The organism is Minwuia sp. IMCC3009, from assembly GCF_029909415.1.
Taxonomy (GTDB): Bacteria; Pseudomonadota; Alphaproteobacteria; order Minwuiales; family Minwuiaceae; genus Minwuia.
In genome coordinates this window covers 2,367,149-2,383,624 of the sequence record NZ_CP123781.1, presented here as the reverse complement: position 1 = coordinate 2,383,624, position 16,476 = coordinate 2,367,149, and the positions used below count along the sequence as shown (strand labels likewise).

At 65.5% G+C, this 16,476-nt stretch carries 18 protein-coding genes; 11 read left to right on the top strand and 7 right to left on the bottom strand.

Annotation, left to right across the window (positions count from 1 at the left end):
* Positions 1 to 83: 83 nt before the first annotated feature.
* The 4 genes from QGV55_RS11220 to QGV55_RS11205 form a co-directional block, all read right to left on the bottom strand.
* Positions 84 to 1,049 (bottom strand): hypothetical protein, encoded by a 966-nt coding sequence (locus tag QGV55_RS11220; protein WP_281016725.1) that lies wholly within the window; start codon positions 1,047 to 1,049, stop codon positions 84 to 86.
* A 19-nt stretch (positions 1,050 to 1,068) separates the two neighbouring features.
* On the bottom strand, positions 1,069 to 2,109 hold the full coding sequence (locus QGV55_RS11215) for a rod shape-determining protein (RefSeq protein ID WP_281016726.1): 1,041 nt from the start codon (positions 2,107 to 2,109) through the stop codon (positions 1,069 to 1,071).
* A 192-nt stretch (positions 2,110 to 2,301) separates the two neighbouring features.
* Positions 2,302 to 2,934 (bottom strand): hypothetical protein, encoded by a 633-nt coding sequence (locus tag QGV55_RS11210; protein ID WP_281016727.1) that lies wholly within the window; start codon positions 2,932 to 2,934, stop codon positions 2,302 to 2,304.
* A 103-nt stretch (positions 2,935 to 3,037) separates the two neighbouring features.
* The gene (locus tag QGV55_RS11205; RefSeq protein WP_281016728.1) at positions 3,038 to 3,484 is read right to left on the bottom strand and encodes a hypothetical protein; all 447 of its coding nucleotides are present in this window, start codon (positions 3,482 to 3,484) and stop codon (positions 3,038 to 3,040) included.
* A gap of 72 nt (positions 3,485 to 3,556) precedes the next feature.
* Between QGV55_RS11205 and QGV55_RS11200 the strand changes: the two genes are divergently transcribed.
* Positions 3,557 to 4,000 (top strand): MarR family transcriptional regulator, encoded by a 444-nt coding sequence (locus QGV55_RS11200; protein ID WP_281019911.1) that lies wholly within the window; start codon positions 3,557 to 3,559, stop codon positions 3,998 to 4,000.
* Positions 4,001 to 4,033: 33 nt separating this feature from the next.
* On the opposite strand, the gene thiS is transcribed toward QGV55_RS11200, so the two are convergent.
* Positions 4,034 to 5,032, bottom strand: coding sequence for a sulfur carrier protein ThiS (thiS, locus tag QGV55_RS11195; protein WP_281016730.1), 999 nt, complete (start codon positions 5,030 to 5,032; stop codon positions 4,034 to 4,036).
* A 146-nt stretch (positions 5,033 to 5,178) separates the two neighbouring features.
* On the opposite strand from thiS, the gene aroQ reads away from it, so the two are divergent.
* Genes aroQ through aat form a run of 4 tightly spaced genes read left to right on the top strand, consistent with a single transcriptional unit; the run spans position 5,179 to position 8,157 of the window.
* Positions 5,179 to 5,640 (top strand): type II 3-dehydroquinate dehydratase, encoded by a 462-nt coding sequence (gene aroQ, locus QGV55_RS11190; RefSeq protein ID WP_281019910.1) that lies wholly within the window; start codon positions 5,179 to 5,181, stop codon positions 5,638 to 5,640.
* 2 nt (positions 5,641 to 5,642) lie between these two features.
* The gene (gene accB / locus QGV55_RS11185; RefSeq protein ID WP_281016732.1) at positions 5,643 to 6,113 is read left to right on the top strand and encodes an acetyl-CoA carboxylase biotin carboxyl carrier protein; all 471 of its coding nucleotides are present in this window, start codon (positions 5,643 to 5,645) and stop codon (positions 6,111 to 6,113) included.
* A gap of 18 nt (positions 6,114 to 6,131) precedes the next feature.
* Complete coding sequence (accC, locus tag QGV55_RS11180; RefSeq protein WP_281016733.1) at positions 6,132 to 7,484, top strand: acetyl-CoA carboxylase biotin carboxylase subunit; 1,353 nt, start codon at positions 6,132 to 6,134, stop codon at positions 7,482 to 7,484.
* Positions 7,485 to 7,497: 13 nt separating this feature from the next.
* Positions 7,498 to 8,157, top strand: coding sequence for a leucyl/phenylalanyl-tRNA--protein transferase (gene aat / locus QGV55_RS11175; RefSeq protein ID WP_281016734.1), 660 nt, complete (start codon positions 7,498 to 7,500; stop codon positions 8,155 to 8,157).
* Positions 8,158 to 8,221: 64 nt separating this feature from the next.
* On the opposite strand, the gene meaB is transcribed toward aat, so the two are convergent.
* Positions 8,222 to 9,214: a methylmalonyl Co-A mutase-associated GTPase MeaB gene (meaB, locus tag QGV55_RS11170; protein WP_281016735.1), complete on the bottom strand. Its 993-nt coding sequence runs from the start codon at positions 9,212 to 9,214 to the stop codon at positions 8,222 to 8,224.
* A gap of 3 nt (positions 9,215 to 9,217) precedes the next feature.
* Complete coding sequence (gene tsaD / locus QGV55_RS11165; protein WP_281016736.1) at positions 9,218 to 10,276, bottom strand: tRNA (adenosine(37)-N6)-threonylcarbamoyltransferase complex transferase subunit TsaD; 1,059 nt, start codon at positions 10,274 to 10,276, stop codon at positions 9,218 to 9,220.
* Between the two features lie 128 nt (positions 10,277 to 10,404).
* Here tsaD and hemC point away from each other — a divergent pair, with 128 nt between their 5' ends.
* The 6 genes from hemC to QGV55_RS11135 are packed head-to-tail and all read left to right on the top strand — an operon-like array spanning position 10,405 to position 16,378.
* Positions 10,405 to 11,337 carry a hydroxymethylbilane synthase gene (gene hemC, locus QGV55_RS11160; RefSeq protein WP_281016737.1) on the top strand — a complete coding sequence of 311 codons (933 nt, stop codon included), beginning with the start codon at positions 10,405 to 10,407 and terminating at the stop codon, positions 11,335 to 11,337.
* Positions 11,337 to 12,050 (top strand): uroporphyrinogen-III synthase, encoded by a 714-nt coding sequence (locus QGV55_RS11155; RefSeq protein ID WP_281016738.1) that lies wholly within the window; start codon positions 11,337 to 11,339, stop codon positions 12,048 to 12,050. Before hemC ends, QGV55_RS11155 begins: the two co-directional genes overlap by 1 nt.
* Before the next feature lie 19 nt (positions 12,051 to 12,069).
* Positions 12,070 to 13,590 (top strand): mitofilin family membrane protein, encoded by a 1,521-nt coding sequence (locus tag QGV55_RS11150; RefSeq protein ID WP_281016739.1) that lies wholly within the window; start codon positions 12,070 to 12,072, stop codon positions 13,588 to 13,590.
* A 3-nt stretch (positions 13,591 to 13,593) separates the two neighbouring features.
* The gene (locus tag QGV55_RS11145) at positions 13,594 to 14,976 is read left to right on the top strand and encodes a heme biosynthesis HemY N-terminal domain-containing protein (RefSeq protein WP_281016740.1); all 1,383 of its coding nucleotides are present in this window, start codon (positions 13,594 to 13,596) and stop codon (positions 14,974 to 14,976) included.
* Positions 14,977 to 15,002: 26 nt separating this feature from the next.
* Positions 15,003 to 15,410 (top strand): VOC family protein, encoded by a 408-nt coding sequence (locus QGV55_RS11140; RefSeq protein ID WP_281016741.1) that lies wholly within the window; start codon positions 15,003 to 15,005, stop codon positions 15,408 to 15,410.
* Positions 15,410 to 16,378 (top strand): branched-chain amino acid ABC transporter permease, encoded by a 969-nt coding sequence (locus QGV55_RS11135; RefSeq protein ID WP_281016742.1) that lies wholly within the window; start codon positions 15,410 to 15,412, stop codon positions 16,376 to 16,378. The genes QGV55_RS11140 and QGV55_RS11135 overlap by 1 nt, the downstream gene beginning before the upstream one ends.
* Positions 16,379 to 16,476: the final 98 nt, after the last annotated feature.

The following is a 16,476-nucleotide window of genomic DNA, read 5'->3' as shown; positions in this document are numbered from 1 at the left end:
ATTGTTTCCCCCGGCAATTGCGTTGCATGAATCCAGATGCGCCAGTCGTAACAGAAGCGACAGGCTCAGGTCAGGGGCTTTTTTCAGGGGGCGGGGCTGCTCACAAGCTGGGCCAGCGCGGCGTGATAGGTCTCGATAACCCTGGCACGCCGTTCGGCGCCGGAGCGGGCGAAGTGCTCCAGCATCACCCCCGCATTGACCTCCATGACCCTGTGCTGATTGTCCGCCGTGCGGGCCACATCGACACTGCCGAAGCGCAGGTTGAGAGCTGCTGCTGCGGCAAGGGCGACACCGTGACCGTCGGCGTCCGTGGACAATTCGGTAATGCCGCCACCCTGTCCGAGGTTGTGCCGCCACCCCACAGGCAGGCGCTCGCCGGCCTGCGGCACCCGGTCGAGTTCTTCGGTCTCCAGGTCTTCCAGCCAGGCGCCGAGGGACGGTCCCATTTCCGGCGTCATGGCCTGTGCGACCAGGGCCCGGACGGATGAAACACCATCACCGGCGAGGGTCGGGACCGTCTTGGCGTAGGCCAGTCGCACGGTTCCATCCAGCACCACGAAGCGGGATTCCCGTGTGATCTCCGTCCAGGGGCTGAGGGCGATGGAGCGTTCGGTCCGGAAAAGGTCGTGCGCCACCCGCTCCAGCTCCAGCGGGGTGCGCACCCGATGCACGCCCTTGCCGCTGGTGCCTTCGTTGCCCTTCAGCACCACATCCGCACCGGCAGCAGCGAAGGCCTTACGCAGGCTGTCCCAGTTGCCGGAACCACGCGTGAAGACATGCAGGTCCGGGTTCAGGAACAGCCGGTGCGGGATGTGGTCGATGTTCTCTGCCGCCAGCATGTCGGCGGTCGCGGCCTTGTCGTTGGCGATGCGCAGGGTGGTGGCGCTGTTCAGGCCGATGTCATAGCCCAGCAGGGGAAAGCGGCGGCCATCGCCGGTCTTCAGGATCAACAGCCAATCGTGGGACAGTGCCTGCACCGACATGCCCTGCGCGGTCGCGAAGTCACGGACCGCCGCAACGAAGACCCGGTCGTCGTTGCGGATGGCCATGTCGATCAGAATCCCGGGATCAGTCGGAGTTGAGCAGAACCTGTCGCAGGGTCTTCATTTCCTCCAGCGCGCGGCCCGTGCCCATGGCAACGCAGGACAGTGGCTCATCGGCGATGGAGACCGGCAGGCCGGTCGCATGGCGCAGCACATAGTCCAGATTGCCCAGCAGTGCCCCGCCGCCGGTCAGCACGATACCCTTGTCGACGATGTCGGCGGCCAGTTCCGGCGCAGTGTGCTCCAGCGCGACCTTGCAGGCCTCGATGATCGCACCCACCGGCTCGGCCAGGCTCTCGGCGATCTGGCGCTGGGAAATGATCAGCTCCTTCGGCACGCCGTTCATCAGGTCGCGGCCCTTGATCTCCATGGTGGAGCCATCGCCCTCATCCGGCGGGCAGGCGGACCCGATTTCCTTCTTGATCCGCTCCGCCGAGCTTTCGCCGACCAGCAGGTTATGGTTGCGGCGAATGTAGGCGATGATCGCCTCGTCCATCTTGTCGCCACCAACGCGGACGGAGCGCGAATAGACGATGCCGCGCAGCGACAGCACCGCGACCTCCGTCGTGCCGCCGCCGATGTCGACGACCATGGAACCTGTCGGTTCGGTCACCGGCAGATTGGCACCGATCGCGGCGGCCATCGGCTCCTCGATCAGGAACACCTGACGTGCCCCGGCGGATTCGGCCGATTCCATGATCGCGCGCCGCTCGACCTCCGTGGAGCCGGAGGGAACGCAGATGATCACGCGCGGGCTGGCGAAGCTGCGGCGGTTATGCACCTTGCGGATGAAGTGCTTGATCATGTCCTCGGCGACGTCGAAATCGGCGATGACACCGTCGCGCAGCGGGCGAATGGCCTCGATGTTGCCAGGTGTGCGGCCCAGCATCAGCTTGGCCTCGTCCCCGACCGCAAGCACGTGCCGCTTGCCCTTGATGGTGGTGATCGCGACCACCGATGGTTCGTTCAGGACGATGCCCCGACCCTTGACGTAAACCAGCGTGTTCGCTGTACCAAGGTCGATCGCCATGTCGGCGGAGAGCCAGCCAAAGAGATTAGCGAACATGTTGTATGAACCGGTCCTGAATGTATCTGTTGTCGGGCTGTCCGCCTGACGGGATATTGCGTGGCCCTTTTGTTGCGCAAGCCGCATGATCGCGCAACCGGTTTCCGGGGCTGATGCCCTGTCGACCGCAGAATCACCGCGTGGGTTGTGCTGGTAGGCCCTGATTGTGGCAGGAAACAGGCACGTGCCCGTTCAGCAGGTCGGAACCTCGACGTAGGAACTGGAAACGGTGCCGCTTTCCTTGCGCAGGTTCCTGAACAGGGCATCCAGCATCGGCCCGATCAGCGCCGCCATCTGGCCGCAGGATCCCTGCGTCGATACTTCACCCTCGAATGCAGGTTTGCCCGTCTCCCGCTCCGTGAGCGTCAGGCTGACGATGGCGGGCCAGAGCGTATAGGGAAAGCGATCGACACGGTCGCCGCGATAGATGCGTTCTGTCTCCACCACCTGGTCGCCGTTCTGCAGCGTCACCAGTCGGCGGCGGACGAGGTATTCCGGCGTCCGCACGACATGCTCGCGTTCGATGCCTTCCTGAACCTCCGCCGTCATGCTGGCAACGAAACGCGCCGTCGCGGCGTCATCGACGATGCTGAAACCTGCGGATCTGAGGCGCTGGGCCAGGGCTTTTTCGAAGTCCGCAGTGCGCAGGCTTTCGTCACTGCTCGCGATAGCGACCGTACTGCCCGCCACCGCAAGGCTGTTAATGCGATTGTGCTGGGTGACGGAAACGGGTTGGGTCGGCGTGCAGGCCACCGTGAGAATGGCCAGCAGAACCAGCAGCGTCAGGGCGTGAATGGGGCCGTGTGTCTTCATGCCGTCAAGCATGCCCCCGCTTCCGGTGTCAGGCCATAGCCCGGGCGATCACAATGCGGCCCTGAACAGGAAAAGTGATCGCGGCAGCGCATGCCCGGGCCGGTTCGCGGGCAATCTATGTCAGACGCCGGCGCCGGGTGCGGGCCAGACGTATTCCGTCGCGCATGTTGAGTGCCAGCAGGGTGATGTTCGTGCAGCCACCAACCAGTTCGACGGCCTGCACCAGATAGAACAGGGTATCGAGTTCATGCCTCTGCGCCTTGCATGACAGGAACAGCGCCGACGGGATCAGGATCAGGACGCCATTGGCGGCGATGAAGGGCATCCGTTTCCGTTTGCGGATCGCCAGCGGTCCCCGGTGCTGCATCGAGAGCCGGAAGCCCGACAGGGAGGCCGCCGCCAGCGCCGGAACAAGGATCAGAAAGCCCCACGGAATCAGGGTCTTGACCGTGATCACCGTCGCCGGTGAGCCAAGAAGCTCCGACCAGACCGTAGCCAGCCAGAAGGTCACGATTGTTGCCAGGGCGGTCGTGCCCGCGATCGGATGGATGATCTTGTACATCTGTTGTCTCCCATGATGAATAGCAGGCTATATATTATTGCATAGCGGGCTATTCAAATGTCATCCTGCACCATGGATTTCGCGAAGGACCAATCGGCCGGCTATCTGGTCAACCATGTGGCGCGCCTCTTCGAGCAGGGTCTCAAGAGACGGATCAGGCCGTTGGGGCTCAGTCCCGGCACCTTTCCCGCGCTGCTGGAACTCTGGGAACATGACGGGCTGACGCAGAAGGAGCTGGTGATCCGGCTCGACATCGAACAGCCGACAATGGCCAACACGCTTGCGCGGATGGAGCGCGACGGCCTGGTGATCCGCAAGAAGGACGACTCAGACGGACGGGTTCAGCGGATCTGGTTGACGGATCGGGCGCGGGAGCTGCAGCGCCCGGCTGTCGCGGCGGCGATGGCGGAGAACGCCGATGCCATGGCAAGTCTTGCCGACCACGAACGCGAGCTGTTCGTGGCTCTGATGCGCAAGATCATCAAGGCCCGGTCAGGATCAGGTTCCCGGCGATGAACCTGCAGGCGACCATCGACAACCGCTGTTGATTCAGATCAGCCCTGCGAGCGGGCTGGACGGATCGGCATACTTCTTCCGCGGCATCCGGCCTGCCAGATAGGCCAGTCGTCCGGCCTGCACCGCATGCTTCATGGCCCGGGCCATCATGATCGGGTCCTTGGCCTCCGCGATTGCGGTGTTCATCAGGACGCCGTCACAGCCCAGTTCCATTGCGATGGCTGCGTCCGACGCGGTGCCCACCCCCGCATCCACCAGCACCGGCACCTTTGCCTCCTCCACGATCAGGCGGATGTTGACCGGATTCTGGATGCCGAGACCGGACCCGATAGGGGCACCGAGCGGCATGATCGCGCAGCAGCCCATTTCCTCCAGCCGCTTGGCCTGGATCGGATCGTCGGAGCAATAGACCATGACCTCGAAACCCTCCGCCAGCAGCTTCTCTGCGGCGCGAATGGTCTCCGGCATGTTGGGGTAGAGCGTCTTCTGGTCGCCCAGAACCTCCAGCTTCACCAGATCCCAGCCGCCGGCCTCGCGCGCCAGCCGCAGCGTGCGCACGGCATCCTCTGCCGTGAAGCAACCCGCCGTGTTGGGCAGATAGGTCAACTTCGTCGGATCGATGAAATCCACCAGCATCGGCTGGTCGGGATCGGTGACGTTGACCCGCCGGACAGCGACCGTGACGATCTCCGCCCCCGCAGCCTCCACCGCGCGGGCATTCTGTTCATAGTCCTTGTACTTGCCGGTGCCGACCAGCAGACGCGACCGGAATGTCCGGCCGGCGACGACGAAGGTGTCTTCGGATGTATCCACACCGCCGGGTGCCGCATCATCCCCACCGCCGATGAAGTGGACGATTTCAACTTCATCCTCTTCCTCCAGCTGGGTCCGGTCGTAGGCGGACTTGGCCACGATCTCCAGGTTCACCTCGACCGCGACCTTGCGCGAATCGACCCGCATCCGGTTCAGAAGCTCCCGCACCGTGGTGCCTTCCTCAACGATCTGCTGCTTGCCATTGACGGAGATACGCATGTGGCCGGGTCCTCTCGGGATGGGTGACTTTCGCCATGCCCTAGCGTGCGCGTGTGGCATCGGGCATGTCGGCAGTGGTTTCGCGCTACCGGGAAACGAACTATAACCACGGCAGATATATGGCAACAGGGGCTTGCACCAACACCATGCGTGAATCACTTCTTATCCTCAACGGGCCGAACCTCAACCTGCTCGGTACCCGTCAGCCTGAGGTTTACGGGCGAGAGACGCTTGGTGATATCGAGGCCCATTGCACCCAGGTGGGGCAGGGATTCGGGATCGGGATCGACTTCCGGCAATCGAATCACGAGGGCGAGATCGTCGACTGGATTCACGAGGCGCGGACGAAGCATGCGGGCATCATCATCAATCCCGGTGCCTATTCGCATACCTCCGTGGCGATTCTCGATGCCCTGCTGTCGGTAGACCTGCCAACGGTGGAGGTTCACCTGTCGAACATTCACCAGCGGGAGGATTTCCGGCATCATTCATATGTCAGTCGCGCCGCGAAAGGCGTGATCTGCGGGTTCGGGTCGCTGGGATATATCCTTGCACTTCAGGCACTCGCAGCCGAGATAAAGTCCAGGAACCAACAGGCAATGGCGTAAGCATGACCAAACTCAAGGTGGACGTGGACACGGTACGGGAACTGGCGAACTTGCTCGTCGATACCGGCCTGACCGAAATCGAGATCGAACAGGACGACATCAAGCTGCGTCTGGAACGCAAGGTACAGCAGACCGTCGTGGCCTCTGTACCTGCACCGGCCCCGGCTGCGCAGGCCGCGCCCGCTGCCGCGCCCGGCACGCCTGCCGCCGCCCCTTCGGCGGCGGATGCCCATCCGGGTTCGACGGAAGTGCTCTCGCCCATGGTCGGCACGGCCTATGTCGCGCCGGAACCGGGGGCGCCCAACTTCGTCAAGGTCGGCGACACGGTGACCCAGGGCCAGACCCTGCTGATCATCGAGGCGATGAAGACCATGAACCCCGTACCGGCACCGAAGGCCGGCAAGGTGGTGGCCGTGCTGATCGAGAACGAACAGCCGGTCGAGTACGAACAGCCCCTGTTCCTGATACAGTGACGGGACGGTAGCAGGCGCATGTTCGAGAAGGTCCTGATTGCCAACCGCGGCGAGATCGCGCTTCGCATCCATCGTGCCTGTCATGAGATGGGCATCCGCACCGTTGCGGTGCATTCAACAGCGGACGCGGAGGCGATGCATGTCCGGCTGGCGGACGAATCCGTCTGCATCGGACCGGCCAATCCACAGCTCAGCTATCTGAACATCCCGGCGCTGATCTCGGCCGCCGAGATCACCGGCGCGGATGCGGTGCATCCGGGTTACGGCTTCCTGTCGGAGAATGCCCGGTTTGCGGAGATCGTGGAGGCGCACGGTATCGCCTTCATCGGCCCGACGCCGGAACATATCCGCCTGATGGGTGACAAGATCGCGGCAAAGCAGACCATGATCCGTCTCGGCGTTCCCGTGGTGCCCGGCACGGAGGGTGCGCTGGAGGATATCGAATCCGCGAAGGCGTCGGCCCGGGAGATCGGGTACCCGGTGCTGTGCAAGGCCGCCGCCGGTGGCGGTGGTCGCGGCATGATCGTGGTGGAGCGGGAAGAGGATCTGGAAGCATCCCTGTCGCAGGCGCGCGGCGAGGCCAAGCACGCCTTCGGCGACGACACCATGTACATGGAGAAGTACCTGCCCTCCCCGCGCCATATCGAGGTGCAGGTCTTCGGCGACGGGCAGGGGCATGCGGTGCATCTGGGGGAGCGAGACTGTTCCATTCAACGTCGCCATCAAAAGGTGGTGGAGGAAGCGCCGTCGCCCGCCCTGAATGCCGATCAGCGCAAGCAGATCGGCAATGTGGTTGCCGACGCGATTTCGGAAATGAACTACCGGGGTGCGGGGACCATCGAGTTCCTGTACCAGGACGGTAGCTTCTATTTCATCGAGATGAACACGCGCCTGCAGGTGGAACATCCGGTGACCGAGGCGATCACCGGCATCGATCTGGTGCGCGAACAGATTCGGGTCGCGTCCGGCATCCCGCTCAGCATGAAGCAGTCGGATGTCGAGTTCACCGGCCATGCCATGGAATGCCGGATCAACGCGGAGAACCCGGCAACCTTCGCGCCCGCACCCGGCCTGCTGCAGGGCTATCACGCCCCTGGTGGCCTGGGCGTGCGGGTCGATTCCGCGCTTTACGACGGTTATCGGGTGCCTCCGAACTACGACAGCCTGATTTCCAAGCTGGTCGTCTATGGCCGGACGCGGAACGAGTGCCTGATGCGGCTGCGGCGCTGCCTGGACGAGTATGTCATTGGCGGCATCAAGACGACCATCCCGCTGCATCTCGCCCTGATCGACGATCCGACCTTCATCGACGGTGACTACGACATCCACTGGCTGGAAAAGAATCTGGACCGGCTGGTGGCGAAGTTCTGAACGGCCTCCTCCGGTGAGCGACCGGCTTTCGCCTGGTCTGCTGGTACAGGCCTATTCGCGCGGTCTGTTCCCCATGGCGGAAAGCCGTGACGACTCGCAGCTCTTCTGGGTCGACCCGGAGGAGCGCGGCGTGCTGCCGATCGAGGGGTTCCACGTGCCGAAGCGGCTGCGGCGCACCGTGCGGCAGGACCGGTTCCGCATCACCCACGACCTGGCGTTCGAACAGGTGATCACCGCCTGTTCCGAGCTGGATCACCGGCGCGGACGCTTTGACAGCTGGATCAATGTCGAGATCGTGCGCGCCTATGCCGAACTGTTCCGGCTTGGCCATGCCCATAGCATCGAGTGCTGGCAGGAAGGCAAGATCGTCGGCGGCCTGTATGGCGTGTCCATTGGCGCGGCGTTCTTTGGCGAGAGCATGTTCAGCGCAGCCACCGATGCCAGCAAGGTCGCGCTGGTGCATCTGGTGGCGCGGCTCCGGGCAGGGGGCTACATCCTGCTCGACAGCCAGTTCGTCAACGACCACCTGAAGCAGTTCCATATCGAGTCGGTGCCGAAGCCGGAGTACCTGAAGCGGTTGCAGGCGGCGCTGCCGCTGGTCGCGGACTTCGAGAAAGTACCCATGGGAACGGACGGCGCAACGATGCTGCGTCTGCTGACCGATCCGGCCTAGTACGGCTCACTGCTTGATTGCATCACCGGCCCACTCCAACACGTGACGGCTCGATCCGGGCGACTCAGTCGGACCTGGAGCCGTCGAGGAACATCTGGCGCAGGGCGTCCGCTGCGGCGCCAGGGGTGGTGGTGCCGTCCATCACCTGCCGCTCCCATTCCGGCAGGGCGCGGGCGACACCGGCGTCCGCCATCAGCGCCTGAACCAGGCTGTCGGTCAGTTCCTGCCACATCCATGACCGGGCCTGTTCCGCCCGAAGGGTCTCCAGCGCCCCGGCGGCGGTCATGTCATCGCGGAACTTCGTGATGTCGCGCCAGACCTCGGGAATGCCATTGCCCTCGACGGCGGAGGCCATGCGCACGCGCGGCGACCAGTGCGGCGTCTTCGGTCGCATCAGACCCAGCGCGCCGCGATATTCGGTTGCCGCCCTGCGGGCTGCGGGCAGCAGGTCACCGTCGGCCTTGTTGATGATCACCAGATCGGCCAGTTCCATCACGCCACGCTTGATGCCCTGCAATTCGTCCCCGCCCCCGGGCGCGAGCAGCAGGCAGAAGATGTCCACCATCTCTGCGACCGTGGTCTCCGACTGTCCGACACCGACGGTCTCCACCAGGATGACGTCGAATCCGGCAGCCTCCGCCAGCAGCATGGTTTCCCGCGTGCGCCGGGCGACACCGCCGAGCGTGCCGCCGGACGGGGAGGGGCGGATGAAGGCGTTCGGGTCGCGGGCCAGATGCTCCATGCGGGTCTTGTCGCCCAGGATCGAACCGCCGGTACGCTTGGAGGACGGATCGACCGCCAGAACCGCAACCTTCAGGTCCTGCGCTGTCAGGTGCTGGCCAAAGGCCTCGATGAAGGTGGACTTGCCGACACCGGGGGTGCCGGAGATGCCGACACGGACGGCATTGCCGCTGCTGGTCACGATCTTTTCCAGCAGGATCTTCGCCTGCTCCCGGTGATCGGCCCGACTGGATTCCACCAGCGTGATCCCACGGGCGAGCGCCCGCCGCTGGCCCGCCAGAATCCGATCCGCCATGTCCTGCAGCTTGTCTGTCATCACTCAGGCCTTCACGCCGGCAAAGGGAAGGGGGTCCGCATCCGCATCCAGTGGCCAGCGAGCCCGTGCCCCCACATCCAGAGAGTCCGTCGAGCCTGCCAGCAGCCGCTCGACGCCGGCCCACGCCACCATGGCCCCATTGTCAGTGCAGAGTGCGATGGGCGGGGCGATCATGGGCAGGTCACGGTCTGCCGCGGTCTCCGTCAGCCGTGCCCGGAGCATCCGGTTGGCCGCGACCCCGCCCGCGATCACCAGCCCGGTCGGTGCGGTGCCGGACGCCCGGCAATGGTCGATGGCGCGCCCGATCCGATCCTCCAGCACGTCGGCGACCGCAGCCTGGAATCCGGCGCAGAGGTCGGCCAGATCGTGCCGGGTCGGGGGTTGCTCAAGTTCTGACGCGGCCTTGCGGACCGCCGTCTTGAGACCGGAGAAGGAGAAATCCATGTGGTCGCGTCCGCGCATCGGTCGCGGCAGCGCGAACCGCGCCGGATCGCCGCCCTGCGCCATCTTCTCCACCGCCGGACCGCCCGGAAACCCGAGGTCCAGCAGCTTGGCCGTCTTGTCGAACGCCTCCCCCACCGCATCGTCGATGGTGGAGCCGAGACGGCGATAGTCGCCGACGCCCCTGACCAGCAGGATCTGGCAATGGCCGCCCGAAACCAGCAGCAGAAGGTAGGGAAAGGCGATATCCGACGTCATCCGCACGGTCAGCGCATGCGCTTCCAGATGGTTGACCGCGATCAGCGGCTTGCCTGTGGCCAGCGCCAGGGCCTTCGCGGTGGTGAGGCCGACGATGACGCCACCGATGAGGCCCGGACCTGCGGTCGCGGCAATGGCGTCCACGTCGCCGAGCCGGATACCGGATTCATCCAGGCAACGCGCGACGATCCCGTCCAGCTTCTCGACATGGGCGCGGGCCGCGATTTCCGGGACCACGCCAGCGAAGGGGCGATGCGCCTCTACCTGGCTGTGGACGATGTTCGCCAGTATCCGCTTGTCCGATGTCACGACGGCGGCGGCGGTCTCGTCACAGCTTGTCTCGATCCCGAGGACGATGCTCACGTCTGTGCTCCTGCTGGCCTGTCTGATGCCGACCGCCGACAGGCGGCCATGGACAGGCAGTCCATGCTGGTCAATGTTCTGGTCTCCGGGTAACACCGTGGGCAGAAACGGACAAGGTGGCGAAAACAGTGACACAGGCTTTGCGGATCGGAACACGCGGCAGCCCTCTGGCGCTCTGGCAGGCGCGGGAGGTGAAGCGCCTGCTGCACATGGCCCATCCCGAACTGGACGATTCGGCTGTCGAGATCGTGGTGATCACCACCACCGGCGACCGCATTCGTGACCGCGCACTGGCCGCCGCCGGGGGCAAGGGGCTGTTCACGAAGGAGATCGAGGAATCGCTGGCCGACGGAAGTGTCGATCTGGCCGTGCATTCCATGAAGGACATGCCGACGACCCTGCCGGAGGGCATGGATATCTGCTGCCTGTTGCCGCGGGAGGACCCCCGCGATGCCTTCATCAGCCTGGTGGCCGATTCCATCGACGACCTGCCGGAGGGTGCGATTGTCGGCACCGCCAGCTTGCGCCGTCAGTCGCAACTGCTCTTCCGGCGTCCAGACCTGAAGGTCGTGATCTTCCGGGGCAATGTTCAGACCCGCCTGGCGAAGCTGGAGGCCGGTGAGGCCGCCGCGACATTCCTGGCCAATGCCGGCCTGACGCGTCTAGGCATGACGGATCGGATCACGGCACTGATCGAGCCGGAGGAAATGCTGCCTGCGGTGGCCCAGGGCGCCATCGGTATCGAGATCCGCAGCAACGACAGTGCAACCCGTGCCCGGCTGGCCCCGTTGCATGATGCCGCCACGGAGGCGGCTCTGGCCGCCGAACGGTCGATGCTCGCTGCCCTGGATGGCTCCTGCCGGACTCCGATTGCCGGACTCGCCATCGACAACCCGAACGGCGATGGCATGTGGTTCAGGGCGGAGATCGTGATGCCTGATGGCAGCCGTCGTCACGTGACCGAGCGAACCGGGGCGTGGAGCGATGCTGCGGCGCTGGGGCAGGACGCGGGCGAGGAACTGAAGGCACTGGCCGGGCCGGAATTCCTTGCGGCAATCTGATGCGGGTCCTGCTGACACGCCCTGAAGCCGATGCCCGGGCGACGGCGTCGGTTCTGCGTGACCTGGGACATGATGTGATCGTCGATCCGGTACTGGATATCCGTTTCACCGACAGGCTGCGCCCCGACTTCGATGGGGTGGCTCACTGGCTTGCAACCAGTCGCAACGGCGTTCGCGCCCTGGTGCATTTCGATGCGGACCGCTCCGTGCCCCTGCTGGCCGTCGGGTCGAGCACGGCGGCCCTGGCGCGGAAAGCAGGCTTCACCACTGTCCATGATGCGGATGGCGATGTCTCCGACCTCGTCCGGCTGGTCCGCGATCAGGTTCCGGTCGATGGTGGTACCCTGTTTCATGCGGCGGGGTCGGAGGTCTCGGGGGATCTTGCAGCCGCTCTCAGCGGTTTCGGCTATCGCGTTCGGCGACAGGTTCTCTATGCCGCTGTGCCCGCCAGCGCGCTTCGGCCGGAGACGCTGGCGGCGCTGGATGACCATGCCATCGACGCCGTGCTGTTCTATTCCCCCCGGTCTGCAGCCTGTTTTGCGGCGCTGGTTGCGGCATCTGGTAGGCTGGACGAATGCCGGACAATCGCTGCATGCTGCATCAGTCAGCGTGCGGCAGTGGCCTTGCAGAACGTGAGCTTCCGGCGTGTACTGGCGGCACCGCGTCCGAACCAGTCGGACCTGCTGGACCTGTTGCAACAATGCGTATCGTAGACGGACGGGAATTCACTTCATGACCGACAAGGACGACAAGAAGCCGAAGCCCGAGGAGGCCGAGACGCAGGAGACGAAGCCCACCGACGCTGCCGGGACTCCCGAAGGGGACGCAGATGAGGCGGCGGCCGCGTCCACCAGCGAGAATGAGGTCGTGGAAGTCGTTGCCGCAGGTGGTGCAGTCCCTGTTACCGAGGTTGACGCCGACAAGGCAGTCGACGCCGACGCGGCTCAGGAGGGCGATGATCGCGCTGAAACCGCGACCGGGTCGGAAGCCGACACTGCCGACGTCGCGCCACCGCCGCCGCCGCCGCCCGCAGCCGCGCAGCCGCGCAAGCGGGCCGATGGCGGTGCGCGTTTTCTTGCCCTTGTCGCCATCCTGCTGGCGCTGGGTGTCGGGGCCACGACGATCCTGCCGCAGATCAGCGGCGGCGCGGCGGACCGGATCGCTGCCCTGAAGACGGAAGTTGCCAATCTGGCCGACCAGAACCGTGCGCTTGCTGCGCGGGTCGCTGACGCGCCCGCCGCCACGCCTGCCGAAGCGGTTGACCTGTCGGGCGTCGAGGGTCGGCTGGAAGCGCTGGAGGCCGCCCTGGCCGGATCCGCGACGATCGAGGACCGGCTTGCCGCACTTGAGGCCGGGCAGGGAGGTTCTGCCACCCCGGCAGCGATCTCCGAAGCCGATTTCGCAGCCCTGCGCGATGAGGTTGCCGCGCTGGCAGCGACGGTGGCCTCCTTCCGGACCGGAAGTGCGGGCAGCACGGTATCGGCACCGGTCGAGAGTAGCGGCAGCGCGGACACCGAAGCACTGGCGTCCGAGCTGGGCGACCTTGAGCAACGGCTGACTGCCATCGAGGACGGAGCAGGCGACGCCGGTACTGCAGCCCGCGACCTGCGCGCAAGTCTTGATGCGCTGCGCGACCGCATGGCGGCCCTGGCAAGCGAGACCGATGCGCTTTCATCGCGCATCGATGCCGTGGCCGAGGCTGCGGCATCGCAACGGGGCCAGGCTGATGCTGAGGCGGCGCAGAAGGCGGCGCTGGTGCTGGCGCTTGGTCGTCTGCGCGATGTTGCCGCCACCGGTGCCGCATTTCCCGGGGCCTGGAATTCGGTCGTCGAACTGGGGGTCGATCCGGCGGAGCATGCAGTGATTGCGGATGCCGCCCAGCATGGCGTGCCGACGGCGGATGCCCTGCGCCAGCGCTTCCCCGCCGCGGCGGATGCCGCGCTGACGGCGGAACGGATCGGCGGGGATGACACATGGTACGGTGCGGCGTTCCAGCGTCTGGGCAATCTGGTCAGTGTGCGCCGGGTTGGCGAGGTCGAGGGGACCGGCGTCGAAGCCATCGTGACCCGTGCCGAATATCGCCTGCAGGAGGGCAATCTGGAGGCTGCGCTTGCCGAACTGGATGGTCTGAGCGGACCACCGGCGGAAGCCGTTGCCTCCTGGCGCGTGGCTGCAGAGCAGCGGCTGAAACTGGAGCAGGCCATCCGGGCCCTGCAACAGGATGTCTTCCAGAACATGTCGCAGGGGAACTGACCGGTGATCCGCTTCATCATCCTGTTCGCCTTCGTCATTCTGGTGGCCGTTGGCGCGGCCTGGCTGGCTGATCATCCGGGCAGCATCGCGCTCGCCTGGGCCGGCTGGCGCATCGAGACCTCGATCCCTGTCCTGGTGTTGCTGCTGCTGGTGCTGATGGGCGCTTCGGCGCTGATCTATCGCCTGTGGCTCTGGCTGGTCGGCAGTCCGGGACGTATCGGCTCCGCCCTGCGCGGCAACCGCAAGGAAAAGGGCTACAAGGCCCTGACGGAGGGCATGGCCGCCATCGCGGCCGGAGAGGCGCAGGTGGCCTCCCGCGCTGCGGAACAGGCGGAGAAGCTGCTGAATGGCCCGCCGATGGCCCAGTTGCTTCGGGCGCAGGCTGCACAGCTCGCGGGCGACGACAAGACGGCGGAGAAATACTTCCGCGCCATGCTGGATACCAAGGAGACGGAGCTGGTGGCGCTGCGCGGCCTGCTGATCCAGGCGGGTCGTCTGGGTGACCACGAACAGGCCCTGGCGCTGGCCATGCGGGCACGCAATCTGCGTCCCGGCGCAGGCTGGGCCGTCCGGTCGCTGTTCGATCTCCAGGTCTCGGCCGAGGACTGGACTGCCGCCTCCCAGACCGTCGCAGGCGGGCAGCTGGCCGGTGTCTACACGCGGGAGAATGCGGGACACAAGCTGGCGGTGCTCTATACCGCCGATGCACTGGCCAAGGAGGCCGCCGGACAGCGTCGCGAAGCGCTGACGCACGCCACGGATGCCCTGAAACAGGATCCCGCGCATGTGCCTGCCGCAGTGCTGGAGGCGCGCCTGCTCGCCGCATCGGGCAAGGAGCGTAAGGCCAACCGGCACCTGACCTCAGCCTGGCAGCAGACCCGTCATCCTGCCATTGCCGAGGCGTTCCTGGCACTGAAGCCCGGGGAGAGTCCTGCGGCGCGGCTGGCGCGCTTCGAGACGCTGCACAAGTCGACGCCCGGGGATGAGGAAAGCCTGCTGGTGCTGGCGCGACTGGCGCTGGAGGCCGACGACCTGATGAAGGCCAACGAGGCAGCACAGCGCGCCAACGACAAGGCTGAAACGATCGATCAGCGCCATTGTCGCCTGATGGTCAGTCTGGCGGAGCGGTCCGGCGACGGTGCCGGGAAGGCGCGGGAATGGCTGATGCGCCTTGCGGACGCGCCCGCCGCGCCACACTGGCAGTGCGACAGTTGCGGCGAGACGCCTGCCGACTGGCACCCCCGCTGTCCCCGCTGCAACACCTTCGACAGCCTGAGCTGGCGCTCCGTGCAACCCTCTGCCGACACGGTCCTGCTGGTCGATGAGGTGAAGCAGGATGCCGACGGGGCACCGGAGGAAGTGCCCGTGGAAACCGTCGCCCGCTGAGCCGCGACCTGACCGGACGGAAATCCATGCATATCGACAGCCTTGACCATCTTGTCCTGACGGTGGCCTCCATCCCCGCGACTGTCCGCTTCTATACGGAGGCCCTGGGCATGCAGGTGGAAACCTTCGGACAGGGACGGACCGCCCTGCGTTTCGGCAACCAGAAGATCAACCTGCACGAGGCGGGCAGGGAGTTCGAGCCGAAGGCCGACCGCCCGACACCGGGATCGGGCGACCTCTGTTTCCTCACCACAGTCCCCCTGGCAGACGTCCTGGCACATCTGGAAGCACTTGGTGTTCCTGTGCTGGAGGGGCCGGTTCAGCGTACCGGGGCCAGCGCGCCGATCCTGTCCCTCTATCTCAGGGACCCGGACGGGAACCTGATCGAGGTGTCGAACATTCTCGATTCCGACCCGACAGTAGACCGGCGCTGATGGTTCGTGTCCAGACGGCCCTGGGGCTTCTGATCGCCCTCACGCTTCCGTTCGTGCTGGAGGACTATGACCTCTATCGCTTCACGGACGCGATTGTCTTCGCCATCGCCATTCTGGGGCTGAACCTGCTGACCGGGATCAGCGGGCAGTTCTCCATCGGTCACAGCGCGTTCTTCGCCATCGGTGCCTATACGGTGGCGATGCTGACCACCGAATGGGGCATGTCCCCCTATCTGGCACTGCCCTTCGGCGCGGTATCGGGTTTCGTCTTCGGCTTCCTGTTCGGCTGGCCGGCCCTGCGGTTCAGCACCGTGCATCTGGCGCTGGCCACCTGGGGACTCGCCCTGGTGGTGCCGCGTATCCTGAAGGCCCCGCCATTCGACCAGTTCACCGGCGGGGTGCAGGGCATCTATCTGGATCGTCCCGGGGCACCGTTCGGCCTGCCACTGTCCGATGACCAGTGGTGGTACCTGGTGTCGCTGCTGATCGTTGTGCTGTCGGCCTTCCTGATCGGCAATCTGATGCACGGCCGCATCGGGCGGGCGCTCAGGGCGCTGCGCGACCACCCGGATGCGGCGAAGACCATGGGGATCAATGTCGCCCTGTTCCGGACCACGGCCTTTGGCGTGTCGGGTGCCGCGGCGGGACTGGCCGGCGGGCTCGCCGGGCTGCTGGCGGATTTCGTGGCGCCGGATACCTACACGATCTTTCTGGGGATTGCCCTGCTGATCGGGGCAGTGGCGGGGGGCATCGATACCTTGCGGGGCGCGTTCGTCGGCGGCCTGATCGTCGAATTCCTCCCCGATGCGGCCGGGATCATCTCGAAGTCCATCTCCTTTCCGGTCTATGGGCTGCTGCTGATCGCGCTGGTGATGCTGATGCCGCATGGTGTCGTACCGGGCCTGGACCGGCTCTGGCAGCGCCTCTCCGGCGACCGCGGTCAACGCCCGCCACCACCGCTTTCATGAAGCTGTCATTTTTCCTGAGAGCAGGGGTTCACAAGCCGGGGCACAGGGGCTATATCACCGCTCCCGGCAACGCGGTTCCAACCGCTCGCCAGGCACCT